The sequence below is a fragment of the Rubrivirga litoralis genome, from assembly GCF_031846415.1.
In the GTDB taxonomy this organism is placed as follows: domain Bacteria; phylum Bacteroidota; class Rhodothermia; order Rhodothermales; family Rubricoccaceae; genus Rubrivirga; species Rubrivirga litoralis.
This window is the reverse complement of record NZ_JAVRHT010000019.1, coordinates 20,687-43,939: the sequence shown is the minus strand read 5'-3', so window position 1 is coordinate 43,939 and position 23,253 is coordinate 20,687. Positions and strand designations below refer to the sequence as shown.

The window sequence follows — 23,253 nt, the reverse complement described above, 5'->3', positions numbered from 1 at the left end:
TAGAAATCAGGATGGGTCAAAGGTCGCTCAGTCCCTGATGAGTGTACCAGAAAGGACAGGCGTCGGAGAACGAGGCGTCGGAGAGCTCTCAGGAGGGGCTGGCGGACTCGGGACGGGACCCGCTAGTGAGGCGTTCGAAGTGGACTGTGTCGACAGCGCGAGCAAGCCTCCCGACTCGGCGGCATAGTTTAGGACGATGAACGAGGCTGAGACCCGGGCGAAGCTGATCGACCCGGCCCTGCACGCGCGGGGCTGGGACGAGGACCTCATCCGCCGTGAGGTCACGGCGGGGCGCATCACGATCCACGGCGACTCGGCACGCCAGTCACGCAAGGGACGGGCGGACTACGTGCTCCGCGTCAAGGCAGAGGGCGGACCGCAGCCGGTGGCCGTCGCGCTCATCGAGGCCAAGAAGGACACACTGCCGCCAGGGCACGGGCTCGACCAGGGCAAGGCGTACGCGAGAGCCAAGCGGATGAACGTCCCGTTCGTGTTTTCGTCCAACGGTCACCTCTTCGTCGAGTACGACCGGACGACGGGCGTGACGAGCGAAGCCCGCCCGATGGACGAGTTCCCGACGCCCGACGCGCTCCGAGCACGGTACGAGGAGGCCGTCGGGTTCGGGCTGGACGACGCCGTCGCCAAGCCGCTCCTCGTTCCCTACGCGGGCGGTGAGACGAGCCGACGGTACTACCAGGACGCCGCGATCCGCTCGGTCCTGGAGCAGGTGGCCCGGCAGCAGACCGAGGGCGAGCCGCCGCGCGCGCTGCTCTCGATGGCGACGGGCTCGGGGAAGACTCGGATTGCGGTCAACCTGCTCCGCCGATTGGCCGACGGCGGCCAGCTCCGACGGGCGCTGTTCGTCGTCGACCGCGACGAGCTCCGGACGCAGGCACTCGGCGCGTTGCAGGCCGCGTTCGGGTCGGACGTGCGGATGGTGACGGCGCAGAAGCCGGAGACGAACGCGCGCGTACTGGTGGCGACGTACCAGACGCTCGGGATCACGCGCGACGAGGCCCAGGAGATCACGTTCCTGCGCGAGCACTACGGCCAGGACTACTTCTCCCACATCGTGATCGACGAGTGCCACCGCTCGGCATGGGGGGCGTGGAGCGAGGTGCTGGAGCTGAACGCGGGGGCCGTCCAGGTCGGGCTCACGGCGACGCCCCGGCGGCTCGTCGAGGAGGGCGACGCAGCGGGGGACGTGCCCGCCGAGGACCGCCAGATCACGGCCGACAACCGGGCCTACTTCGGCGAGGCCGCCTACGAGTACACCATCGGCCAGGCCATCGCCGACGGGTACCTCGCCGCGTGCGACATCCGCAAGGGCCGCGTGGACCTCGACGAGACCGGCGTGACGGTCGAGCAGGTGATGGAGCTCGGGCCGAGGGACGCCGTGACGGGCCGCGAGCTGACTACGACCGAGGTCCGCGACCTCTACGAGGCGAGGCAGTTCGAGGACCAGCTCCTGCTCCCCGACCGCGTCGCCGCGATGACCCGGGACCTGTTCCGCTACCTCGTCGAGACGGGCGGGGCGGAGCAAAAGACGGTCGTGTTCTGCGTCCGCGACCACCACGCCGACCAGGTGGCCGTCGCGATGAACAACCTGTACGCCGCGTGGTGCGCCGAGCACGGGCTGGAGCGGAAGGAGGCGTACGCCTTCAAGTGCACGGCGGCGGGCGGCAAGGACGACCTGGCCTCGCTCCGGGGCTCGCGGACAAGCCACTTCGTCGCGACGACCGTGGACCTGCTCTCGACCGGCGTGGACCTCCCGTCGCTCCGGAACGTGGCGTTCTTCCGCTACCTCAAGAGCCCGATCCTGTTCTACCAGATGGTCGGCCGGGGGACACGACTGGACCCAACGACGGGGAAGCTGATGTTTCGGGTCTACGACTACACGAACGCGACGCGGCTGTTCGGGCAGGACTTCGTGACGGAGCTGCGCGGGACGACGGGCGGGGACGGCGGGATGGGGACCGACGACGGCGGAGGCGGCGACGAGCCAGACGAGGCCGCGCCGCTGGTCTCCGTCGAGGGGTTCGATGTCGAGATCCGCGACGAGGGCCGGTTCGTGCTGGCGGAGGTGGACGGCGAGGAGCGCCCGGTCTCGCTGGAGGACTACAAGGCGCTGGTGGCGAAGGCGCTCGTGGAGGAGGCGCCGACGGCCGAGGCGCTCCGCACGGCGTGGGTGGACCCGCGCGCCCGAGCGGAGCTGCTGCGCGGGCTGCCGCAGGAGGGCCAGAGCGCCCGGCTGGTGCAGCGGATGGATGAGCTCGAGGCGTGCGACCTGTTCGACGTGCTGGCCGAGCTGGGCTACGGGCTCGCGCCCAGGACGCGGCGCTACCGCTCGGGGGCCTTCGAGTTCAAGCACGGCGAGTGGCTCGACGCGCTCCCGGCCAAGACGGCGGCGACGCTTCGGGCGCTGACGGGCCAGTTCACCGACGGCGGAATCGAGGCGCTGGAGACGGCGTCGGTGTTCCAGTCCCCGGCGGTGGTCCAGGCAGGCGGGCTCCCTGCGCTCCAACTGGCGGACACCCCGGCCGCGCTCCTCACCGAAATGAAATCCCGGATCTTCGCTCCATGAATCCCCTCCTCTCTGTCGAAACCGCCGAGCCGCCGGTCGAGTGGCCGCGCGTCGCTCTCGGCGACGTGTGTACCGTCGTGAGCGGCGCGACGCCCAAGACAAAGGTGCCCGAGTTCTGGGACGGCGACATCGTGTGGATCACGCCGACGGACCTCGGGAAGCTCGACGGGCGCGACATTGTCGAGTCCGAGCGGGTCATCACGGAGGCCGGGTTCGCCAGTTGCAGCACGACGCTCATGGAGCCGGGCGCCGTTGTCATGTCGAGCCGCGCACCCATCGGCCATCTCGGGGTCGCCCGCGTCCCCCTCTGCACCAACCAGGGCTGCAAGAGCTTCGTGCCGGGACCCAACGTGGACACCGACTACCTCTACTACGCGCTCCGCTTCTCCGTACCGGCGATCCAGGACCTCGGAACGGGCGCCACGTTCAAGGAGGTCTCGAAGTCGAAGTTGAGCCGGTTCCAGATCCCGCTCCCGTCTCTCGACACACAGCGCGAGGTAGCCGCTACGCTCCGGTCTCAACTCGAACTGGCGACGGAGGCGCGCACGAACCTGGAAGCTCAACTCGCGGCGGCTCAGTCCCTGCCGGAAGCGTATCTTACGCAGGCCTTTAGAGGCGTCGAGGCGTCGAGGCGTCGAGGCGTCGAGGCGTCGAGGCGTCGAGGCGGCCGACGGTCCGCCTGAGCGAGATCGCTGATCTGATCCCCGCACGGTCGCTGAGCAAGAGCGGCGACACCGAGGTGGTGGCCGCGACGTCGGCCTGCCTGACCGAGTCAGGGTTCAGCGCCAACGGGTTGAAGGCGGCCCAGATGGACGCGGCGGACGCGGTCCAGGCGACGCTCGAGCCCGGCGAGGTCTTGATCGCCCGGAGCAACACGCCGGACCTCGTGGGGCGGGCCTCGGTGTACGAGGGCGGTCCGCCGGGTGTGGTCGCGTCGGACCTGCTGATCCGGGTCCGGGTCGGCCCCCGCGCTGAGCCCGCGTACGTCGGCTACTACCTCTCCCACCTCTACCTCTCGGGCTACTGGGCCGAGCGGGCGGGCGGGGCGAGCGGGACGATGAAGAAGGTCCGGCGGACACAGGTCCGGGCCGTCGAGATGACCCTCCCCCCTCTCGACGTGCAGCGCCGGGTGGCAAGCGAGCTCCGCCAGCGCCAGGCCGACGTGCGCTCGCTCGTCGGCGGGCTCCGGGCGCAGGAGGACGCAGCGGGGTCGCTGCCGGGGGCACTGTTGCAGGCAGCGTTCGAGGGCGCGGCGGCGCCGGTCGCGGCCTGACGGGGAGGCGGTCGGTACCTTTCGGAGCCGTCTCCGAACCCGTACTGACCTCGTCGCTCATGCCCTCCTCGTCCCCGACCCTCGCCACCCAAAGCGCCGTCAACGGTGCCGTCGAGGCCGTGGCGAAGGTGCTCCGCCGGAGCAACTGCCAGAGCGTGCTCCGCTACGTCCCGGAGATGACGTGGATGCTGTTCCTCCGCATCCTCGACGAGCGCGAGCAGATCGAGGCAGCCGAGAGCGCCGTGCTCGGCGTCCCGTTCGAGCCCTCGCTGGCGGCCCCGTACCGCTGGCGGGACTGGGCCGCTCCGCCCGAGGAGGGAGCGGACGGCGAGTTGGTTCGAGGCGCGAAGCGAGCAGAGCTGGACGCGAAGGCCGGTGCGTTCATGGCGTTCGTGAACGGGGAGCTCCTGCCGCACCTCCAGTCGTTCGCCGGGTCCGCCTCGGCCACACCGCGCCAGAAGGTGATCGCCGAGGTCGTGAGCTCGACCGAGGAGACGCGCGTGGACACCGAGGCCAACCTCAAGGACGCGCTCGACCTCGTCGACGGGATCACGGCGGGCGGGATCGACCAGACCCACGTGTTCCCGATCAGCCAGGCCTACGAGGGCCTCCTGCTCACGATGGGCCAGGCCAACCGCGACGGCGGCCAGTTCTACACCCCGCGCGACACGGTCCGCGCCATGATCCGCGTCGTCGACCCCGCCCTCGACGCGACCGTCTACGACCCGTGCTGCGGGACGGGCGGGTTCTTGGCCGAGGCGTTCACGCACCTCAAGGCCAAGTGGGAGACCGAGGGCGCCTCGGGTGAGGTGCTCGACCGACTCAAGACCGAGGCCATCTACGGCCGCGAGAAGGACGACCTCGCCTACCCGCTCGCGCTCGCGAACCTGGTCCTCCACGGCGTCGACGTCCCCCGCGTGTGGCACGGGAACACGCTGACCGGCGACGCGACCTACGCCGACCTCTTCCTCTACGAGAGCGCCGAGGAGCCCGGCCCGTTCGACGTCGTGCTCACGAACCCGCCGTTCGGCGGGAAGGAGGGGGCAGCGGCCCAGGGCCGGTTTGCATTCAAGACTGGGGCCACCCAGATCCTCTTCCTCCAGCACGTCGTCGATAGCCTGAAGGACGGGGGCCGCGCGGGCGTCGTGATCGACGAGGGCGCCCTGTTCCGGACGACCGAGAAGGCGTTCGTCCAGACCAAGAAGAAGCTCGTCGGCGAGTGCGACCTGTTCTGCGTCGTGAGCCTGCCCGGCGGCGTGTTCTCGGCGGCCGGGGCCGGGGTGAAGACGAGCCTCCTGTTCTTCGACAAGGGGCGGCCGACCGACCGGGTCTGGTACTACGACCTGTCCGACGTCAAGGTCACGAAGACGAGGCCGCTCACGCTGGCCCACTTCGACGACTTCTTCGCTTTGCTCCCCCACGCCGGGACCGAGGCGGGCGACTCGGCCCTGAGCTGGACCGTGGACCTGGGCGCCCGGAAGAAGGCGGCGGCCGAGAAGGCCAAGGGGCTCCGGCAGAAGGCGCAGGCGCCGAGCGCCGAGGCGTCGCGGCTCGACGACCAGCTTACCGCGATGCGGAAGGCGGCCAAGACCGACGCCAGCCTTAAGGCGAGCATCGCTGAGGTCGAGGAGCGGCTGGCGGCCAAGCGCGAGGAGGCCAAGCGGCTGCTAGACCGGGCGCAGAGGGTCGAGGAGGCCGTCTACGATTTGAAGGCCGTGAACCCGAACGCGCCCGAGGGCGGGGACACGCGGACACCGGACGACCTGCTCGACGAGATCGAGGCGGCGGGCGAGCGGGTCGCGAGCGCGCTCGACCGGCTCCGCGCACTGACGGCCAGCGGGGACGGCGTGGCGGACGGCTTCCCCGTCGCGGGCGTGTCCGTCGACGACTGACGCGGAGGACGGAACGGCAGTCCCTGAGGTCGGGGAGGCGGTCCGGGAGTGGAAGGTGTGACAGAGACTCGTCGCGCCGCCAGGCGACGTTCGGGCGACACCCTCGCCCGCCTACCACACCGACGCTCGAATCGGCGTCCCCCGAGGTCGCAGCGCCGACGGCCACCTCCTGATGGAGATGGCCCCGTTCGTTGTCGCCGTCGTCCAGGCCGAGATGACGGCGCAGGAGGACCGACCGTGGGACCTCGGCGGCGCCTACGTCCTCCCGCTCCCGAAGGGCTGGCGACCCGCGCAGTGGCGGCGGACGGGCATCCGGCCGACGTGCGCGTTCATGCCCGCCGATGTCCGGCCCGACGGATCGGCGCGGGGTCCGCTCGTCGTCGCCCTGTTCAGTCTGAACTGAGCCTGGGCGAGCGGGCTTCCGGCTGGGCTCAGTACTCGGAGGGCAGGAGCACCGTCGTCGCCGAGCGGTCGGCCTCGGTGATGATCCAGAGACGACCCCCGGCGGTCTCGTAGGCCGAGAGCACGCGGGCGCCGTGGGCGGCGGCGTGGTCGTTGGCCTGGGCGTCGTGGTCAGAGACGGCGCCCCAGTCCCCGTCTCGGTGGCGGTGGAGGAGCCCGACGACATCGAGCCCGTGGTCGCGGACGACTTCGAGGGCGCCCGGCGTGGCGACCACGTGCCCGAGCGAGAGGTGAATGGGGCGGGTCTGGCGACGTTCGGTCTTGGCAGCGGTCGTGCTCATGGCAGCGGTGGTCGAAACGGAAGGATCCCCCGGCATGGGGGCGTTCGCCACGCTTGGCGCCCCCACGCCGGGAGACACCGTCTTCGCTCTGCTGCGGCCCGCGCCCTGCTACATCAGCCCGCGTTCCGCGAGGCTCGTGTGCCCGTGGTCGGTCAGGATGAGGTGGTCGTGGACCGGGATGCCCATGACCTTCCCCGCCTCGACGAGTTGGCGCGTGACGGCAACGTCCTCGCGGCTCGGCTCCGGGTTGCCCGACGGGTGGTTGTGCGCGAGCAGCACGGCTGCCGCGTTCGCGAGCACCGCCGCCTTGAACACCTGCCTCGGCTCGACGATGGAGGCCGCCAGTCCCCCGACCGAGGCCACGTGGAGCCCGGTCAGGGTGTTGGCGGTATCGAGAAACGCGACGACGAACTCCTCCCTATCGCGGTCCGAGAAGTACTCGGCGAGCACGACGGCCGCGTCGGCGGGCGAGCGGACCTGGTCCCGCGTGGGGAAGGTGAACGTCCGCTCACGGACGAGGCGGGTGGTGTAGAGCGGGACGCCGGAGAACAGGGCGGCCCGATAGGCCACATGGACTTCGGGCTGTCGGGGGACGTGGACGGGCTCCCGAACGACGGATTGAGGGTCGTCTGCCGCCTCGGCCACGGAGCCATAGAGCACGGTCCGCCGAGCGAACCACGGCGCGTCGGTCTCGACGCGGCGGAGTCTGCCGCGCACGGCGAGCCGCCGGGCGTGGTACCGCTCGCGGCGGTCGAGCGCGGGCTGGGGGACGGCGGGCTCGCCGTCCACGCGGTCGCCGCCCTCGGGCATCTTGGCCTCGATGTCGCGGAGCACGCGGAGGTTGAGCGACGTGAGACGTGGGTTCTTGGTGTTCTGGATTGCCACGAGAGATCAGACATCGCTCCGCACAGACACACGTCAGCCGTGGTGGGAGCGCCCCCGTCGGCCGACGCGCTCTGCGGTCGGCGGGGGCGCTCCCCCTCCTCGTGTCTCTGGCTTCCCCCTGCCTCACACTCCCGGTCGTTGCGGCAAAAAAGAAGCCCGGTGACCCCGTGGGCCACCGGGCTGATCGTCTCAGCTTGGGCTACTCGTCGTCCCAGTCGGTCTCGCCGTAGGCGTCGGTGCCGTAGAGGAACTCGCCGTAGCTCGCACCCGGCGCCACCGTGTCTCGGTAGCTCGCCCGGTAGGCGTACGGGCTCTCCTCGGCCACCGCGTGCGCCTCGGCCCAGGCCTTGCGGTCGTCGGCCCAGTCGAGCCAGGCCGCCGCCGCTTGGTGCGCCCGGCTGATTGCGACGTGGACTTGCGTGTCCTGGCCTCCGGTCACGTGGTACCGGAGAACGGTGCCGGTGCCGTAGGCGTCGGACTCCAGCCGGATCAGGGGGGCGACCCACAGGGCGTCCTCCGGCGGGAGCTTGCCCAAGAGGTGCTTCTCCGTGTGCGTCCCGGTCCGGTCGGCGACTTCGAGGAAGAGATGAACCTCGTCGGCCGTCGAGTCGTCGGGATCGACCTGGGCGATCCGGGCCACGAGCTCCGGGTACTTGTCCCCGGCCTCGGCCCGAGCGGCGAGCCGGGCGAGCCCGGCGGCTTCGCAGTCTTGCAAGAGCGACGGGAGGATGAGGCTCTTCGCGCGGAGCCCGAAGCTGGTCCTCAAGGCGTCCTCCTTCATGAGGTGCGGATGGAACTGGGGGCACGACGTGCGCCGGAGCCAGCACGCGAAACGGTACCAGGTCCGGGCCTGAGCGTAGTGCGGACGGTTGTAAGTGCGGATCATAACAGGGCCTCAAAGGGGCTCGTGAGAGCCACTGCACCCAGGGGACCCGAGTGGTCCCCGCAGCCAGCGGCTAAAAAGCCAGCAGGCGTAAGGCCGGACTACAGGGTCAACAGGGCCGTGGTCGGTAATCCGTCCTCGGCCCGAGGTGGAGCGCCCCCGCGCGGAGCGACCGTCGTGGAAATCGGTCCTCAGATTTCCTCGTCGCAGCGCGAGCACGGGGCGAACGACCTTGACGCTGTCCGGCCGTCGCCTAGATTGCTAGAAACCGCTGCCAACACCCCGCCCCCTTCCTCCCGACGCCGCCCGGTCGGCGTCGGGAGGGGCACACGTCGGAGCCCCCGCTCCGTCCATCCTCGGCATCCTTTCGTTGCGTCCGAATCACACCGCCAGCGGGAATACCCGCTGACGGCGCGAACTCAGACTCAGGCGTCACCCTGGCTCTGAGCGCAGCGGTCTTCGTAGAAGTGGTGGTAGCAGAACGACGCGATCCGCCGGAGCTCGGCGTCGCGGTACCGGTTCCAGGCGTCGGGCGAGAGCCCGGACCCGGCCGCGCTCAGCGCCGTGCTCGCCTGGAAGTCGCCGAAGAGCCGCGCCGCGATGTGGAGGTCCGCATCTCTCTGGTATCGCTCGGCGATGGCGCCCCGCATCCAGTCGTAGAGGTCTTCCACCTGGGGTTCGGTCAACCGCTGGGCGGCGTCGAGGCAGGCGTGGTGGCGCACGACGCGCCGGGTGTGGTCCAGCATCTCGGCCTTTCGCATCGACGAGTAGAACCGGTCCCCGAACTGCGCCCACAGCCCGATCCCGAAGCGGTCGACGACCGCGCCCAGCTTCGCCTTGGTGAGCCCAGGCAGCAGGGTCCACACGGAGTCGAGACGGACGTCCGGGAGATCACACGTCGCCTCCTCTGCCTCGGGCACCTCATCGTCCGGCGTGGAGACCAGGACGACGGCCTCCTCTGGCGTCACGGCGCCGTCTCCGTCGTGCTGGCTGGCGTCGGCCTCCGGTTCGTCGAGAGCGGGCACGACCTCGGCACATGACTCCTCCACGCTCGGGTCGTCGTCCAGGAGCCCGATCTCGGCCGCGAGACGCCGGGCTTCGGCCCAGATGTGCCGGTGGGAGATCCCGCGTTTCGAGAGCACGCGCCGCTGGCGCTCGCCGTAGCCCGCCGCTGACGAATCGGCCTCACGGTCACAGAGCGCGAGGAAGTCGGCCTTGGCGCGGAGACGGTGGAAGATGCCGGGGCATCGGTGCGCTTCGTGCAACTGGCGGAAGGCTTTGAGGACGCGCCACTCTCGCGCGAGACGCCGGAGGCGCGTGCTCGTGCGATCTGGGATGCGCGCGTCGTCGGGCTTCTCGCGGAGCCGTTCCACGAGCGACTCCGCCGCTTCGCGCGTCTCGTCCGTCCACGCCGCGAGGCGCTCGGCCGTCTGCGCGTTTCGGCCCGTGACGCGCTCCGGAAACGGGTCGTCCGGGAGCACCGGCGTCTGGAAGGCGAGGGCGACCTCGGCCCGGAGACGATGCTTCGCCTCGGCTCTCTGCTCGGGGGTGGGACGCGAGACGTGAGAGCTCGCGTCCGCTGCTGGGTTTGCTTGGAGAGTGGGCATGGGAATCGTGGAGTTGGGGTTCATTGCGGCGTCCGACCGAGTGCCGGGGCCGCTCCTCGCCTTCTGGGGAGCGTCCACCGGCACCGAGCGCCGGTCGCGGTCTCAGCGAGCCCGCTGGACCCACCGCCGGACGTCAGCCGCTCGGAGCACGCCGCCCTCGTCGGGGACCGCGGCCACGACCTCGTGCTTAAAGCGGTGGTAGAGCGTGTTCGCTGTCTGCTCGTCGGTGAGTGCGAGCAGCACGCTCAGCGCGAGGTCCGCCGGGCCGGACCCGCCGTAGCCCCATTCGATGCCCGTCGGTGAATGTCTCGCGGCGTGGGGCACCGAGGCGTGGGCCTTGCCCTCCAGCGTTCGCCACAAGACCACGTCCTCCGCGTCTCCGGTGAGCGCCTCGTACTCGGGCCGTACGGGCACGCCGATGGGCCGAGCCTCGCTTGGCACGACGAGCCGGAGCGGGCTCCGGCCGTCTACCGACGGCGCCGTCGAGGCACCATCTCCGCCGCTGGCGCCATCCGCCAGTCGGCGGAGTGCCTCGCCGACGTGGCCGAAGGCGACGTTGCACCCGAGCCGGTAGCTCCCGCCGCCAGCGGCGGCGGGATTGCCCGTGCCCGTGACGCGGGACAGGTACACCGTGAGCCCGAACGGGATGAGCGGCCGGACCCACCCGAGGTGCTTGGTCTGGACGAGCCCGAGCGGTGCCCCGCCGTGGCTGGCCCGCAGGCCGTCCTCGACTGCGTCGAGGTCGAGCGCGGCCCACCGGGCCTCGGGGTCGTTTGCCAGCGCGCGGAGCCTGGGCTGGTGCCGCGAGGTGCCGGTGAGCTTCGAGGGCACGGCCAGGCTCGAGGCCTGCTTCTGAACGCTGAACGCGCAGGCGCCGAGGGCCTTGGCCGTGAGGGTGCCGGGCTTCATCCGGGTCCGCTCGGTCGCGAACGCGAGCCAGCGCTCGGCCTCGCGCGCGATCTGTCGCGCGTGGACGTCGGCCGCGGGGATGTGCGTCCCGGCCTGGGTTTGGATACCGCTGGTGCGGCTCGGACGATGGGCGAGTGCATGAGTCGTCATGGTGATCGGGGCGGGGGTCTCGGTGGTGCGCCGCGCTCAGGGGAGCGCGGTCGCGATGGATGAGCGGACGGAGCCGTCCCCAAAGGGGCGCTCCCGTCTGCTCGCGACGAGACTTGGCTGTCAGGTCTCGCGTGTGATGGCATCGGGTCGGCCCTGAAGCCACACCCGCAGTAGCGGGCTAGGGCGACGCCTAGAACGGCATCCAGTCGTCGGCCTCGACCGCCTCGGGCGGCGACTGGATCGCCTCGGGTTCGGGCTCTGGGATCGGGCCGTAGGCGTCGAGGGCCACCTCGCACCGGGCGTGGTGCTCGGACTCTTCGACCGCAGACGGCAAGCCTGATCCCGCGTCGTCGTAGCCCGCGAGGTAGCTCTCCAGCTCGTAGCCGTATTGCCGCTCGAACCACCGACCGTAGGCGTGGACGCTCGCGTGGTGGCTCCGCCAAGTGAGCTCGGCGAACCGGAGCGGCGCCATGTGGTGGCGCAGGCGCTTCGCCTCGCCGTCCCACGTGACACGCGAGCCCGTCCGGTAGACCCACTCGGTCAGCGGGCGCTCGCAGTAGCCGTCGGCGAGGCAAGCGCCGTAGCCCGCCTGGTACGACGCCTGGTAGGTTGCGTCGAAGTCAGGCTCCGGTTGGCACCGGCAGCTGAGTCGGTTGCACCCGTGGCAGAAGTCGCTGGGGCCGGGCATGGATCTCGACATGAATCTTGGAGCGATGGATTTCCGAGCGACTTCCAGCCGAGTGCCGGGGCCGCTCCTCACCGAAGGGGAGCGGCCTTGGGCGCAGGCTCACCCCGCCGTTCAGGCGGCTCGGCGGTAGCTGTCCCTTCCTCGGATCTCGACCACGGGCCGGTGCTCCGTCACCGCCCGCAGCACTCCCGCCGCCCGCTCGCCCGTCGGGACGAAGAACCGGGTGCGGAAGGCGTGGACCTCGGCGAAGACCCCGTCGGCCTCCAGCTCGCGCATGGCCGCGAAGTCCGGCCCCACGAGCTCGATTCGGGGCTCGTTCGCCACCCGACGCCGTCGGAGTTGCCAGCCGCCCGCGAGGTCGGCCTCGGCCCCGGCCATCAGGCGCTCCGCCAGCGTGTCCGGCGTGATGTCCACGCGGTCGCCTGCGGCGCCCAAGGCTTTAAGCGTGCTGCCCAAGTGCTCCGGCATCACGGCCCGCCCGATCATGCGCTCGCCGCCGTCGGTCTGCGCGCGGTAGATCCGGGGGTGCCCCGCGATCCGGTCCCAGATGGGCAGGATCGTCCCGGTCACCAAGTGGACCGGCTCGACGAAGAACTCCGGCGCCTGCTGCACGCCCGCATCCCAGAGCGCCCTCGCCTCGACCGTCTGGATGGGACGGTGCCCTCCCTCCTCCCCTGCCCCGCTCCGACCACCGGAGCGATGGATCTCGGTCTCGTCCATGAGCCGGTTGGACCGCACGCCGACCCGGCGCAGTCTCTGAACGACTCGGCCCGTCTCCGTCGTCCGGCTCCCAGCGCGGAAGAGTGCGTAGGGCTGCTCGCTCCGGCGGTTCTGCACGAACCCGACCCAGGTGCCCAGGCCCTGTGCCTCCTTCGCCCACCGCCAGATCGCGTCCCAGTCCACGATCTCCGTCCGGCGGGTCAGCTCCAGCGTCACGACCTGCGTCGTGGCCCCGGACCGCTCGTGCGTGTAGACGAGCCGCTCGTCGGTCTTGACCGTGCGCTCGGCCCGGATCGTCTCGACGCCCACGTCGAGCGTCCCGGCCTCTCGGGCCGCTTCGGTCGCCTCCTCCAGGTAGCCGTACCACGAGTCGAACACGGCGTCCATCGCGCCCGTCTGGAGCGAGAGCAGCCGGTTCAAGAACTTCGGCACCTCCGGCACGGACCCGACGTTGAGTTGCCCGTCGGCGTCCAGGACCTTGATCCCCATCTGCTCCTCCACGAGCGTGGGCGTGACGCCTGCGCGTGCCGCCCGACCCTCGCCCCGGTACAGGTCCACGAACCAGTTGTGCAGGCTGGCACGCGAGAGCGGGGTCTCCAGGTTGAACTCGGACGACAAGAGCCCCTGGCTCGCGGTCTGCCGCTGGCCCTTCGTGAGCGCGCCGAGTTGGTCCAGCCGCCGCGCGATGGTGGACAGAAAGCGGCGCTGGGCTTTGAGGTTCGTGGTCACGAGCACCAACTCCGGCGGGCACGCCTGGTTGGCCCGGTGGACCCGTCCCATGCCCTGCACGCACCGCGCGCTGCTCCAGCCCGGCTCGACGCAGTAGAGGACGCGCCGCTCTTGGTTGTCGGCCGCGAGATCGGAGTGGTAGCTCCGGCCGGTGCCTCCGGCCTGGCTGAACACGAGCACCCGGCGCTTGCCTGCCATGAACTCGTCGGCTTCGGCGTTGCACGTGCGTCTCGTGCGGCGCTCCTCGACGGTCTGCTCCACCCCGTCCACCGTCTTGGTGACGAACCGCCGTCCTCGGCCGGTTACCTCGGCCACGGCGTCGGGTCCAAAGTGAGCCACGACCTGATCGAGCACACCGTGCGGGACGGACACGGCCCCCACCTCCAGCATCAGCCGGTTGCGCGCCGCCACGGCCTCTGGCGATTGGACGAAGTCCCCGGCCGCGTTCTTGACGGGACGCGAGCGCACGCGCCCATCATCGTCCTCGTACTCCTCGTAGAGGGTCGTCGGGAAGCTGGCCTCGACGAACTGCAAGAGCTGGTCGCGCGGAGTCACGTCGAGGTCCCGGAGGTCATCGCCACGCTTGACCGCCTTCGCGTAGGCTCTTTCGGTGGCCGCCTCCATCGTGGACACCAGTTGCACCACGCAGGACTCCTCTGCTGCCAGCCGCGCCTCCATGTCCCGGATCAGGCTCGGCGCCGACATCGACACCAACACATGAAGGAAGAACCGCTGGTGGGCGCCCCAGAACTGGCTGTAGGCTGCAGCACGCGCCCGGCCGCACTTGTCGGCCTTCGTGACTTCGAGCGCGGACTGGATGTTGCGGAGCACGACCTGCCACGCCTGAGCGCAGCGGTCGTAGGTCTGAGCCTGATGGGATTCGAGGTCGTGAACGAGGGTCCGGTAGTCGACGCCGTCGTAGGAGACGGACCGCGCGAGGTAGAGGCCCATCGACTTGAGGTCTTTCGCCACCAACTCCATGGCCGCGATGCCTCCGGCACTGACTTTCTCGACGAACGCCTCGACGCTCGGGAATGGGGTCCCCCGGCCCCAGAGGCCGAGCCGCGCCGCGTAGGCGAGGTTGGCGACCTCGGTGGCGCCGGTCGCGCTCGCGTAGACGATGCGGGCGTTGGGGAGCCTCGCCTGGAGGTCCACTCCGACGAGCGCTCGCTGGGAGGCCTTCTGGATGCCCCGGCTGCCCTGGCGGTCGAGGGCCGAGGCCATGTTGTGGCTCTCGTCGAAGACCACGACGCCTTGGAAGTCTGCCTCCTCTCCCCCACCGGCGAGCCAGGCGACGACCTGCTCCAGTCGGTCGATGCCGGACTCCACGCCGTCTTTCTCACGAGGCTTGCCCTTGAGCGTGTCGTAGCTCGCGAAGCAGACGCCGTCGGCGCGCGGGATCGGCCCCTTGCACGCGCCCAGGTCGAAGACGAAGTCCGCCGGACCGCCCAAAGCGGTCCAGTCGCGGACGGCGTCGCGCATCAAGTTGCGGTTCTCGGACACCCAGAGGGCGCGGCGCCGCCCCTGGAGCACGTTGTCGAGGATGATCGCGGCCGACTGGCGCCCCTTGCCGACGCCTGTCCCGTCCCCCAGGAAGAACCCCTGACGCGGTCCCACCTCTTCGCCGGTCCCCGGCAGATGCTCCTCGTGCACGGAGCCCGCCCGGCAGACGGTCTCCAACTGGGCGTCCGAGAGGATGCCCTGGGTCACGAGGTGATCGGGCAGCACCGGCTGGTAGTCGCACTCAGGCGCCGTGGCCGCGGCCATCGCGGCTGACTCGACGAGGCGCGTCGGGTGGGGACGCGCGCCGGGCACCCGGACGCTCGGGCGGTAGGCGTCGAACACGGAGGCCGTGAGCGCGCCGGTCTGGGCGATCTTCTCGGCGGCCTCGACCGCCAGCGGAAGGGCGTCCGCGAAGGGCCACGCAGCCACGGATTCTCGGCGCGGTGTCACCGTCGTCCTCGGGCGGGGTGGTGCGGCGCCCAGGCTGGCAATGCGGGGCGCGAGGAGAGCGAAGAGGTCGAGCTGCTCGACCGGGGTGTTGGTCGCGCTTCGGGCGACGTGAGATGCAGAGGGGGCCACGGGATTTCCGGTTGGCTGGACGTGCGGAGCCTCAGTCCAGGACTTTCCCCCGGTGGGCTCCGGCCCGCCGCGTTGACGGGCTCGCCCATCGGCCCGGCATCGCGGCCGGCCGCGTCCCGCCCCTCTACCGTCTCCGCCAGACCGTCCTCGCGACTGACCGCCGCGTTACCGACGTGGCCCTGTTACGCGGCCACCGTCGGGGCCTCGTCGGAGGGATCGGCCGGGGTCCGCGGCGCGTCAGCGGAGCCCGCCGTGACGCGGAGCAGGCGGACGGCTCCGTCGCGGCCCCGGAGGTCGATCTCGCCGACCGGCTCGGCCTCCGCGTCGTCGGGGAGCGGGGCGAGCCCGAGCGCGGCCTCCGACACCAGCAGCCGCGCGCCCAACGCGTGGCACCGGCCCTCGATCCGGGCCGTCACGTTGACGGCGTCGCCCGAGTGGACGATGTCCTTCTTCAGCTCGCCCACCTCGGCCGTCGCGACGGCCCCGCAGTGGACGCCCGCCTTGTAGACCGGGACCTCGCCGTAGCGCTGGCGGTAGCGGTCGGCGTTGCGGTCGATGGCCCGGTCCAGGAGCAGGAACGTCTCGACGGGGCTCCGGGGCAGGCGGCCGTCCCGGACCCGCCACGTGACCACGACCTCGTCGCCGACGTACTGGTAGATCTGGCCGCCCGTCGCCAGGATCGGCCGGGCGACGTCGCGGAAGAAGTCGTTCTTGAAGTCGTTGAACCGGGCCGGGCCGAGCCGCTGGGCCGCGCCCGTCGAGCCGGTGAGGTCCAGGAACATGAACGCGCGCTCCTCCGCGACCGGCAGGCGGTAGCGCCCCACGAGCAGCGCCCACAGCGTGCCCGGCCCGAGCACGAGCCGGACCTGGCGCACGAAGTTGATCGCGAACGAGGTCAGCGTGAGCCCCGCCAGCCCGCCGATGAAGCGCGGGCCGACGAAGAACGCCTGCACCTCCGGGACGCCCAGGGCCGCGAGGGGGCCGATCCCGAGTCGGTCGTGGGTCGCCCACGCGACCAGCGCGACCAGCGAGACCGCGCCCGCGACGGTGTAGAACGCCGTCCGCGCCGCGATCACCGCCAGCGCCGTCAGGCGGCGGCCGTAGCGCGGCAGGAAGCTCAGCTCGAACCAGACGCTGTTCGCCCCCATCGCCACGCCCAGGACCAGGCTGAGGCCGAGGTTGGCGGGCTGGTCGGCGGGCGCGGAGACCAGCGACAGCAGGAGCGTCGCCGCGACCCACCCGGACACGAGCGCGGTGGCGGCCTGGAGCGGTCGGGTACGGAGGCGCACGGGGCGGTCAGCGGGCGACGGGGAGCGGCGAGGCGCCGCCCCGGAGCGCGAGGGCCGTCGCGACGGCGAACGCGGCCACGCCCAGCGCGAGCACGGACGTGAGCGCGGGGGCGCCCGCCCCGTTCTCGGCGTAGACCGCAGCGAAGGCCCACGTGAGCACCAAGGCGAAGGCGACGTCGCCCGTCCGCCGGAGGAGCCCGGCGCCGACGGCGGCCACGAGCCCCACGACGACCGGCGGCCAGGCGGCCCCGCCGGTCCACCCCGCCGCCGCGAGCGCGACCGACACGTTGAGGGCCGTCGCGACGGAGACCCAGGCGAGGAACAGCGACGTCGGCACGCCGAGCGCCCACCGCTCGGCCGTCGTCAGGTCGAGCCGGTCGAGGCGGACGTAGAGCCACGCCAGGCTCGCCAGGATGCCGACGATGACGACGGCCGCGACCCCGGGCAGGCCCGCCAGCCACGGGACCTGCCACAGCCCGTTGAGCACGTTGGCCGCGACGAACGGGGCCGCGAGCCGGTCGTAGCGCGGCTCGCGCGCCGACGGCCGCGCCTGGTACCCGGCGAAGACGACGGCGCCGACGAAGATGACCGACCAGACGGAGAACGCCCACCCGGCCGGCGTGACCCCGGTCGGGACGGCGTCGGAGACGGCCCCGGTCGTCGTCCCGAACAGGAGGCCCGCGCCGGCGAGCGCGTTCATGCCGACGTTGAACAGGGCCGCGGCGACGACGGCGATTTGGCGAGGGAGTCCGGTCATGTCAGGGTTTGAGGAGGGGACTGTGGCGAGGGTCGGGCCGCCGAACGGACCGGTCGGGCGCTCGGGGGCCGAGAGGCCCCGGGCCTACGGACGGGGCTCAGGCCGAGGCGTCGCCGAGCCAGGCGCGCGCCGGCGCCTCGTCCTCGAACGTATCGACCTCGACGGGGACCAGCTTGCCGACCGTGTCGGCGACGGCCGTGAGCCATCCCGGCGCGCCGACGAGGGCCATCTTGCGGAACCGGCCGAGGTGCGCCGCCAGCGCCGCGTCTTGGCGCGCCGCGCCCATGCTGAGCCCGTCGAGGTGGCCGATGCGGACGAGGAGGTCCACGGCGTCGTGCTCGGCGAGGGCGGACCGGACGGCGGGGTCCACGACGGACTTGTAGTCGGCCGCGGTTAGGGTGCCGTCCACGTGCAAGGCGACCAGGTCCGAGCGGTGCGTGGGCAAGAGCGCGACGGCGGGCTCGGCTTTCTGGGCAGCGTCAGCGCGGTCTTCGATCTCGTCGGCGGTGGCGGGGCCGGAGAGCCAGCCGCGGGCGGCGTCCTCGCCCTCGAAATGTCGGACCGGGAACGGCGCCAGCGCGCCGACGGTGGAGGCCATGCGGGCAATCCAGGCTGGACCGCCGACGACAGCGTAGCGCTCGACCTTGCCCAGCGCGCCCGCCTTCATCGACACGAACCGCCGGGTGAACGTGCTGGCCTCGGGCATCTCGACGTCGTCGACGCGGACCAGCAGGCGGACGCGGTCGTGGCCGTCGAGGTCGGACTGGATGGCGTCGACGTCGGCGGACGTGAGCGCGCCGTCGAGGGCGTAGGCGAGGACGGGGACGCCGTCGGCGGCGGGGGCGTCGAGGCGGGTGAGGGCGGAGGTCATGGGGATCGGGGAGAGCGGGGGGCGGCGCCCCACGTCGGGCGTCTAGGGGAGTACGGCGCCGACGCCCGCCGGTTTGTGCCGGGGGCCACCCCGCGCGCGTGGTGGCCCCCACCACGGCCCGTCAGCCGCCGCCGGGGAGCGGGCCGCCCTCGGCCAGGAGCGCCAGCACCAGGGCCGTCACGTCGAGCTGGGTCGGCGTCTCGCCGACGGCCGCGCGCACCCGCTGGCGGAGGTCGGCGCCGGTGCGTTCGGCGTGGGCGACGACGAGCGGGATCAGGCTGTCGAGCGGGCCGGCGCCGCCGTGGCCCGAGGGGCCGGGGTCCGCGAAGTAGAACCGGCCCTCGATGGGCACGCCCGAGTTGGCCGTCGAGAGGAGCAGGACGTCGCCGGCGCGGTGGCCGAGCGGGCCGCTCGTCATCTAGTCCAGCCGCTCCGCCAGCCGCACCAGGTCGGGCCGCGGCGTGTCCGCGAGGTAGTCGGCGATGGGCACCAAACGGTCGTCGCGGAGCACCTGGAACGGGACGGCCGCGTCGGTGCGCGAGGCCCGGGCCAGGACGAGGTCGATGGTCGGGCCGCCGGGCGCGTCGTCGGAGGCCCGGCGGAACAGGCGCGCGATGGGGAGCACGTCGCCGTCCAGGCGCGGCGGGCGTGACCAGTCGCAGGCGTCGCCCAGCTCGGGGCACGTCGATCGGTCGGCGAGGGTTACGAAGGCGGCGACCTCGTTGTAGCCCAGGACGGCCTGGTAGGTCGCGGGTCCGTCGTCGGCGCCGATGGAGACGTCGCGCGTGCGGATGCCGAGCGCGTTGAGGGCGGCGGCGAACTCGGCCTCGGCCTCCATCGCGTGCTCGTCGTCGGCCAGCCGCGGCGTGTGGCCGTGGTCGGCCACGACGACGACGTAGGTCGAGTCCAGCAGGCCCGCTTGCCGGTAGAGGTCCATGATCTGACCGACGCGGCCGTCCACCTCGTCGCGGAGGTAGTCGCGGGCGGCGTCGGCGCCGTAGCGGTGCGCCGTCAGGTCGGCGCCGGGGAAGTAGGCGACCTGGAGGTCGGGGAGCCCGTAGCGTCGGGCGGCGGCGCGGACGCCCTCCTCGGTGTCCTCGTCCAGCTCCGCCAGCAGCGCGCGCGGCCCTTCCAAGACCGAGTCGAACAGGCCGTCGAGCAGCTCGCCGGCGTCGTTCGCGTCGGGCGGCGCGAACACGTCGGCGCCGCGGTGGACGAAGCCGAGCGAGACGTGGGAGCGGAGCCCGGCCCGCTCGAACAGCGTCGGCGTCTGGATCACGTCGCCCAGGAAGTCGCGGCTGAACACGCGGACCGTCTGCTCGATGGACGACACCGAGCCCGGCACGGGGGCGTAGAGCGCGAGCGAGTCGCGGTCGAACCACTCGTTGCCGACGACGCCGGTGTCGGACGGCCGGCGGCCGGTGAAGACGGCGGCCCACCCGGCGGCGGTCTCGGACGGGAGCACGGCCGTGACGCCGGGCGCGGCGTAGGCGTGGGCGAACACGTCGGGGTCGCCGGTCGGCGCGCCCAGGAGCGCCGCGAGGTGGGGCGCGTCGCCGCCGGCGACGGCCTGGCGCAGGGCGCCGTCGCCCAGGCCGTCGATGGCGATCACGAGCACGCGCGTCGTGCCCCGGACGGGGCGGAGCGGGTCGCGGAGCGCCTCGGTCTCGCCCATCATGGCGACGTCCCAAACGCCATCGACGGTCCGGCCGAACGAGCCGCAGCCGGCGAGCACGACGGCTGCTAACGCGGCGGCCAGGGCGGGGCGGGGGGTCGGGGTCATGGGCGGGCGGGGGCCGCGTCGGGGAGCGGGCGCATGGATCAGAGCGGGCGCCCGGTGCGCAGACGGCGGACGGCCGAACGGCGGGGCCGGCGGAAGGGGACGGTGAGCGCGAGCGTGATGAGGGCGGACATGGGGCGCGGGGGCACTACCCGAGTCAACGGGCGGCCGCGCCGACGGGTCGTAGCGCTGCCCACCCAGGCGCCGTGGTGGGCTCCACCACCGGCGTCCGGTGGGGCGGGTGACGGTCCGCGACGGTCCGGCCGCGTAGCCTGCCCGCACACGTCCCCCCCTCCGATGTCCGTCTCCTCCCTGGCGCGCGCGAGCGCCCTCCTCGCCCTCGTCGTCGCCAGCGCCCCGCTCTCGGCCCAGTCGGTCACCGGCCGCGTCGTCGACGCTGTGACGCAGGAGACCCTGCCCAGTGCCACCGTCGCCGTGCTCGGCCCCGGCGACGCCCTCGTGACCGGCGCCGCCACCGACGCCGACGGCGCGTTCACGGTCTCGGGGCTGGACGCGGGGACGTACCGCGTCCGCGCGAGCTTCGTCGGCTACGACGCCCGCCTCCTGGCCGACGTCGTCGTGCAAGGGAGCCGACCTACGTTCCTGCTCTTCGAGCTGCGGCCGTCGGCCGTCGTCGGCGACGAGGTCGTGGTGACGGGCGGGCTCTTCGAGGACGCGCCCGACGCGCCGGTCTCGGTCGCGACGCTGGGTCCGGAGGAGATCCGCCGCACGCCCGGCGGCCAGAACGACATCTCGCGCTCCCTGCTGGCGCTGCCCGGCGTGACCGGCGCCGTCGACAACCGGAACGACCTGCTGGTGCGGGGCGGGGGTCCGAGCGAGAACGCCTACTTCGTGGACGGCATCGAGATCCCCCAGATCAACCACTTCGCCACGCAGGGCGCCGCCGGCGGCGCGCTCGGCCTGCTCAACGTCGACTTTATCCGCGAGGCCACGTTCTACACCGGCGGGTTCCCCGTCCGCTACGGCGACGCGGCCTCGAGCGTGCTGGTCGTCGAGAACCGGCCGGGCAGCCCCGGCGTGCTCTCCGGCGACGTGACGGTCGGCGCGAGCGAGGCCGGCGTCTCGCTCGACGGCTCGTCCGGCCCGGACTTCAACTGGACGTTCTCGGCGCGGCGGAGCTACCTCCAGCTCTTGTTCGAGCTCATCGACCTCCCCATCCGCCCGGCCTACTGGGACTTCCAGAGCCGCGTCGAGTACACGCCGACCGACGACGACCGCCTGGTCTACTTCGGGCTCTGGGCCGTCGACGACTTCGACATCGCCCAGCCCGACGACCCCGACGACTTCGAGGGGATCGAGACGGCGTCCCGCGTGCTCGACAACGACCAGCGGAGCTACACCCAGGGCGTCTCGTGGCGCCGCCTGTTTCCGAACGGCGTCGTCACGACGGCGGTGTCGCGGAGCTACCAGGAGTTCTTCTTCGACGACCTCGACGAGGCCGGCGCCCCGCTCCTGTCCAACGACGCCGAGGAGGCCGCGTGGCGGCTCCGCTCCGACGCCGACTTCCGGGTGTCGCCGACGCTGACGCTGGGGGTAGGCGGCGGGGCCTCGCGCGAGACCGTCGCGTCGGAGTTCTTCCAGCGCGCCACGCCCGGCACGCCGTTCGACCAGGACCTGCGGTTCGACACCGACCTCGGGCTGTGGAAGGGGTTCGGCTACGCCCAGCTCACCGCCCGCGCCGTCGGCGGGCGGCTGGCGGTGACGGCGGGCGTCCGGGCGGACGCGACGGACTTCCTGGACCAGGCGGCCGTCGCCTCGCCCCGGCTCAGCGCCTCGTTCGACGTCACCGACGCCGTCGAGGTCTCGGCCGCCGTCGGCCGGTTCACGCAGTCGCCCGAGCTGGTGTCGCTGGCGGTGCAGCAGGACGGCGCCTACGTCAACCGGTCGCTCGACTGGATCGACGTGGGGCAGCTCGTCGGCGGCGTCGCCGTCACGCCGACGGCGAGCGTCCGGCTCTCCGCGGAGGGGTACTACAAGAGCTACGGGAGCTACCCCGTCTCGGCGAGCGACCCGCGCGTGTCGCTCGCCAACCAGGGCGGCGACTTCGGGACGGTCGGCGCCGAGCCGCTGGTCTCCGTCGGCGGCGGCCGGGCGTACGGCGTCGAGGTGTCGGCGCAGAAGCGGCTGACGTCGCGGTTCTACGGGCTGGGCAGCTACACGCTGGGGTGGAGCGAGTTCAGCGGCGCCGACGGGGTGTTCCGGCCGAGCGCGTGGGACGTCCGCCACAACGTGTCGCTGACCGGCGGCGTGCGCCTGGGCGGGTGGGAGGTCGGGACCCGGCTGGCGGTGCTGTCGGGCCGGCCGTTCACGCCGTTCGACCTCGCGGCGTCCCGAGAGGAGTACGCGCTGTCGCGGCGCGGCGTCCGCGACCTCGACCGGCTGAACGCCGAGCGGACCGGGGCCTACGCCCGCCTCGACCTCCGCGTGGACCGCCGGTTCGCGCTCGGCCGCCGGGTCAACGGCGTCGTCTACGTCGACGTGCAGAACGTGCTGGACCGCGAGAACGTGTTCTCGGTCCAGTACACCGAGGACCCGGCCGAGCCCGACTTCCTGCGAGACCAGACCAACGTCGGCCGCCTCCCGACGGTCGGGTTCAGCGTCGAGTTTTAGGCGCCCTTCGTCGGCCGTCAGAGCTCCCAGAGCCCGACGTCGATACCGCCTTGGACCACGATGGCGCACGTCCCGTGCCCCTCCAGTTTCATCGGGGGGACCGCGACCTCGGCTCCCGATTCGGCTGCGGCGTCGACCGCCGCCTTGATGTCCTGAACCCGCACGTAGGGCCGAACGACAGGCTCCTCCGTGTCCCGGAGGGGAGGACGGACCCCGACCATCCCACCACCGGCCAACCCTGCCGTGCGAGCGCCTCCCAGAGCTGGATCGCCGGTGCCGAAGGTGACCCCGTGCGTCCGCTCGTAGGTGGCACACACGGCGTCCACGTCGGGGGTTACGATCTCCAGGTAGTGAACGGTCGTGGCATCCGGGACGAGTGGCAGGAGCTCAGAAGCTAGCGGGACCGTGGGTACAGGGCCGACCCGTCCCGCTGGCGGCCCGCGTCGGCGGGGCGGTCCGAGGGGTGGCGGCGGTCCTCCTCGCGGTCACGCGAGCGCCCACGCCACGCCCAGCAGGAGGTACACGCTCGCGGCCCCGGCCAGCTCCTCGGCCGTCACGCCCCGCGACGGGGCGAGGTGGCGGAGCACGGCGACCGCGGCGTAGCCGTAGAACGCGACGCCCGCCCCCAGCCCGACGTGGAGGAAGACGTCGGCCGCGCCCGACGTCCAGGCCCAGACGGGGACGAGGTGGGCGGCGGCGAGCGCGAGCGCGGCGGCCTGCTCGCCCCGGTTCTGGCCGGCACGGCGCGGACCACGCCGAGCACGACGAGCGAGAGGAACA

General features: G+C 72.2%; 19 protein-coding genes. 6 read left to right on the top strand and 13 right to left on the bottom strand.

The features are described from left to right. Positions 1–196: 196 nt before the first annotated feature. The 5 genes from RM540_RS09365 to RM540_RS09345 all read left to right on the top strand — a co-directional run bounded on the left by RM540_RS09365 (position 197) and on the right by RM540_RS09345 (position 6,152). Positions 197–2,584, top strand: coding sequence for a DEAD/DEAH box helicase family protein (locus RM540_RS09365; RefSeq protein WP_311663415.1), 2,388 nt, complete (start codon positions 197–199; stop codon positions 2,582–2,584). Continuing rightward, entirely contained in the window at positions 2,581–3,267 is a 687-nt protein-coding gene (locus RM540_RS09360; protein ID WP_311663413.1) for a restriction endonuclease subunit S, read from the top strand. Before RM540_RS09365 ends, RM540_RS09360 begins: the two co-directional genes overlap by 4 nt. Before the next feature lie 59 nt (positions 3,268–3,326). Next, the gene (locus RM540_RS09355) at positions 3,327–3,857 is read left to right on the top strand and encodes a restriction endonuclease subunit S domain-containing protein (protein ID WP_311663411.1); all 531 of its coding nucleotides are present in this window, start codon (positions 3,327–3,329) and stop codon (positions 3,855–3,857) included. A gap of 59 nt (positions 3,858–3,916) precedes the next feature. Then, the gene (locus RM540_RS09350) at positions 3,917–5,749 is read left to right on the top strand and encodes a class I SAM-dependent DNA methyltransferase (RefSeq protein WP_311663409.1); all 1,833 of its coding nucleotides are present in this window, start codon (positions 3,917–3,919) and stop codon (positions 5,747–5,749) included. 178 nt (positions 5,750–5,927) lie between these two features. Continuing rightward, a complete protein-coding gene (locus RM540_RS09345) occupies positions 5,928–6,152 on the top strand; it encodes a hypothetical protein (protein WP_311663407.1) in 225 nt (74 codons plus the stop codon). A gap of 28 nt (positions 6,153–6,180) precedes the next feature. Here the strand turns inward: RM540_RS09345 and RM540_RS09340 are convergent, their stop codons facing one another. The 12 genes from RM540_RS09340 to RM540_RS09285 all read right to left on the bottom strand — a co-directional run bounded on the left by RM540_RS09340 (position 6,181) and on the right by RM540_RS09285 (position 19,845). After that, positions 6,181–6,492 carry a hypothetical protein gene (locus tag RM540_RS09340; protein ID WP_311663405.1) on the bottom strand — a complete coding sequence of 104 codons (312 nt, stop codon included), beginning with the start codon at positions 6,490–6,492 and terminating at the stop codon, positions 6,181–6,183. 108 nt (positions 6,493–6,600) lie between these two features. Then, entirely contained in the window at positions 6,601–7,377 is a 777-nt protein-coding gene (locus RM540_RS09335; RefSeq protein ID WP_311663403.1) for a JAB domain-containing protein, read from the bottom strand. 199 nt (positions 7,378–7,576) lie between these two features. Then, the gene (locus RM540_RS09330) at positions 7,577–8,263 is read right to left on the bottom strand and encodes a hypothetical protein (RefSeq protein ID WP_311663401.1); all 687 of its coding nucleotides are present in this window, start codon (positions 8,261–8,263) and stop codon (positions 7,577–7,579) included. 422 nt (positions 8,264–8,685) lie between these two features. Further along, positions 8,686–9,867, bottom strand: a complete 1,182-nt coding sequence (locus RM540_RS09325) for a hypothetical protein (RefSeq protein WP_311663399.1) — start codon at positions 9,865–9,867, stop codon at positions 8,686–8,688. Between the two features lie 102 nt (positions 9,868–9,969). Then, positions 9,970–10,926, bottom strand: a complete 957-nt coding sequence (locus RM540_RS09320) for a DUF6166 domain-containing protein (protein WP_311663397.1) — start codon at positions 10,924–10,926, stop codon at positions 9,970–9,972. A 190-nt stretch (positions 10,927–11,116) separates the two neighbouring features. Further along, a complete protein-coding gene (locus RM540_RS09315) occupies positions 11,117–11,614 on the bottom strand; it encodes a hypothetical protein (RefSeq protein ID WP_311663395.1) in 498 nt (165 codons plus the stop codon). Between the two features lie 111 nt (positions 11,615–11,725). Beyond that, entirely contained in the window at positions 11,726–14,995 is a 3,270-nt protein-coding gene (locus tag RM540_RS09310; protein ID WP_311663393.1) for a strawberry notch-like NTP hydrolase domain-containing protein, read from the bottom strand. A gap of 332 nt (positions 14,996–15,327) precedes the next feature. Beyond that, positions 15,328–16,434 carry an adenylate/guanylate cyclase domain-containing protein gene (locus RM540_RS09305; protein ID WP_311663391.1) on the bottom strand — a complete coding sequence of 369 codons (1,107 nt, stop codon included), beginning with the start codon at positions 16,432–16,434 and terminating at the stop codon, positions 15,328–15,330. A gap of 7 nt (positions 16,435–16,441) precedes the next feature. After that, on the bottom strand, positions 16,442–17,191 hold the full coding sequence (locus RM540_RS09300) for a TspO-related membrane protein (RefSeq protein ID WP_311663389.1): 750 nt from the start codon (positions 17,189–17,191) through the stop codon (positions 16,442–16,444). Positions 17,192–17,288: 97 nt separating this feature from the next. Then, on the bottom strand, positions 17,289–18,062 hold the full coding sequence (locus tag RM540_RS09295) for a SpoIIAA family protein (protein WP_311663387.1): 774 nt from the start codon (positions 18,060–18,062) through the stop codon (positions 17,289–17,291). 121 nt (positions 18,063–18,183) lie between these two features. Beyond that, positions 18,184–18,480: a hypothetical protein gene (locus RM540_RS09290; protein ID WP_311663385.1), complete on the bottom strand. Its 297-nt coding sequence runs from the start codon at positions 18,478–18,480 to the stop codon at positions 18,184–18,186. Then, on the bottom strand, positions 18,481–19,845 hold the full coding sequence (locus tag RM540_RS09285; RefSeq protein ID WP_311663383.1) for an alkaline phosphatase family protein: 1,365 nt from the start codon (positions 19,843–19,845) through the stop codon (positions 18,481–18,483). Positions 19,846–20,139: 294 nt separating this feature from the next. On the opposite strand from RM540_RS09285, the gene RM540_RS09280 reads away from it, so the two are divergent. After that, on the top strand, positions 20,140–22,473 hold the full coding sequence (locus tag RM540_RS09280) for a TonB-dependent receptor (protein ID WP_311663381.1): 2,334 nt from the start codon (positions 20,140–20,142) through the stop codon (positions 22,471–22,473). A gap of 17 nt (positions 22,474–22,490) precedes the next feature. Here the strand turns inward: RM540_RS09280 and RM540_RS09275 are convergent, their stop codons facing one another. Beyond that, entirely contained in the window at positions 22,491–22,856 is a 366-nt protein-coding gene (locus RM540_RS09275) for a VOC family protein (protein ID WP_349256312.1), read from the bottom strand. Between the last annotated feature and the right edge of the window lie 397 nt (positions 22,857–23,253).

What these genes read in the sequence shown, in the direction of transcription:
- RM540_RS09365 (WP_311663415.1), top strand. Translation starts at nt 197, where the DNA reads ATGAACGAGGCTGAGACCCGGGCGAAGCTGATCGACCCGGCCCTGCAC.
- RM540_RS09280 (WP_311663381.1), top strand. Translation starts at nt 20,140, where the DNA reads ATGTCCGTCTCCTCCCTGGCGCGCGCGAGCGCCCTCCTCGCCCTCGTC.
- RM540_RS09315 (WP_311663395.1), bottom strand. Translation starts at nt 11,614, where the DNA reads ATGCCCGGCCCCAGCGACTTCTGCCACGGGTGCAACCGACTCAGCTGC.
- RM540_RS09295 (WP_311663387.1), bottom strand. Translation starts at nt 18,062, where the DNA reads ATGACCTCCGCCCTCACCCGCCTCGACGCCCCCGCCGCCGACGGCGTC.
- RM540_RS09300 (WP_311663389.1), bottom strand. Translation starts at nt 17,191, where the DNA reads ATGACCGGACTCCCTCGCCAAATCGCCGTCGTCGCCGCGGCCCTGTTC.
- RM540_RS09330 (WP_311663401.1), bottom strand. Translation starts at nt 8,263, where the DNA reads ATGATCCGCACTTACAACCGTCCGCACTACGCTCAGGCCCGGACCTGG.
- RM540_RS09345 (WP_311663407.1), top strand. Translation starts at nt 5,928, where the DNA reads ATGGCCCCGTTCGTTGTCGCCGTCGTCCAGGCCGAGATGACGGCGCAG.
- RM540_RS09290 (WP_311663385.1), bottom strand. Translation starts at nt 18,480, where the DNA reads ATGACGAGCGGCCCGCTCGGCCACCGCGCCGGCGACGTCCTGCTCCTC.
- RM540_RS09350 (WP_311663409.1), top strand. Translation starts at nt 3,917, where the DNA reads ATGCCCTCCTCGTCCCCGACCCTCGCCACCCAAAGCGCCGTCAACGGT.
- RM540_RS09320 (WP_311663397.1), bottom strand. Translation starts at nt 10,926, where the DNA reads ATGACGACTCATGCACTCGCCCATCGTCCGAGCCGCACCAGCGGTATC.
- RM540_RS09360 (WP_311663413.1), top strand. Translation starts at nt 2,581, where the DNA reads ATGAATCCCCTCCTCTCTGTCGAAACCGCCGAGCCGCCGGTCGAGTGG.
- RM540_RS09340 (WP_311663405.1), bottom strand. Translation starts at nt 6,492, where the DNA reads ATGAGCACGACCGCTGCCAAGACCGAACGTCGCCAGACCCGCCCCATT.
- RM540_RS09325 (WP_311663399.1), bottom strand. Translation starts at nt 9,867, where the DNA reads ATGCCCACTCTCCAAGCAAACCCAGCAGCGGACGCGAGCTCTCACGTC.
- RM540_RS09285 (WP_311663383.1), bottom strand. Translation starts at nt 19,845, where the DNA reads ATGACCCCGACCCCCCGCCCCGCCCTGGCCGCCGCGTTAGCAGCCGTC.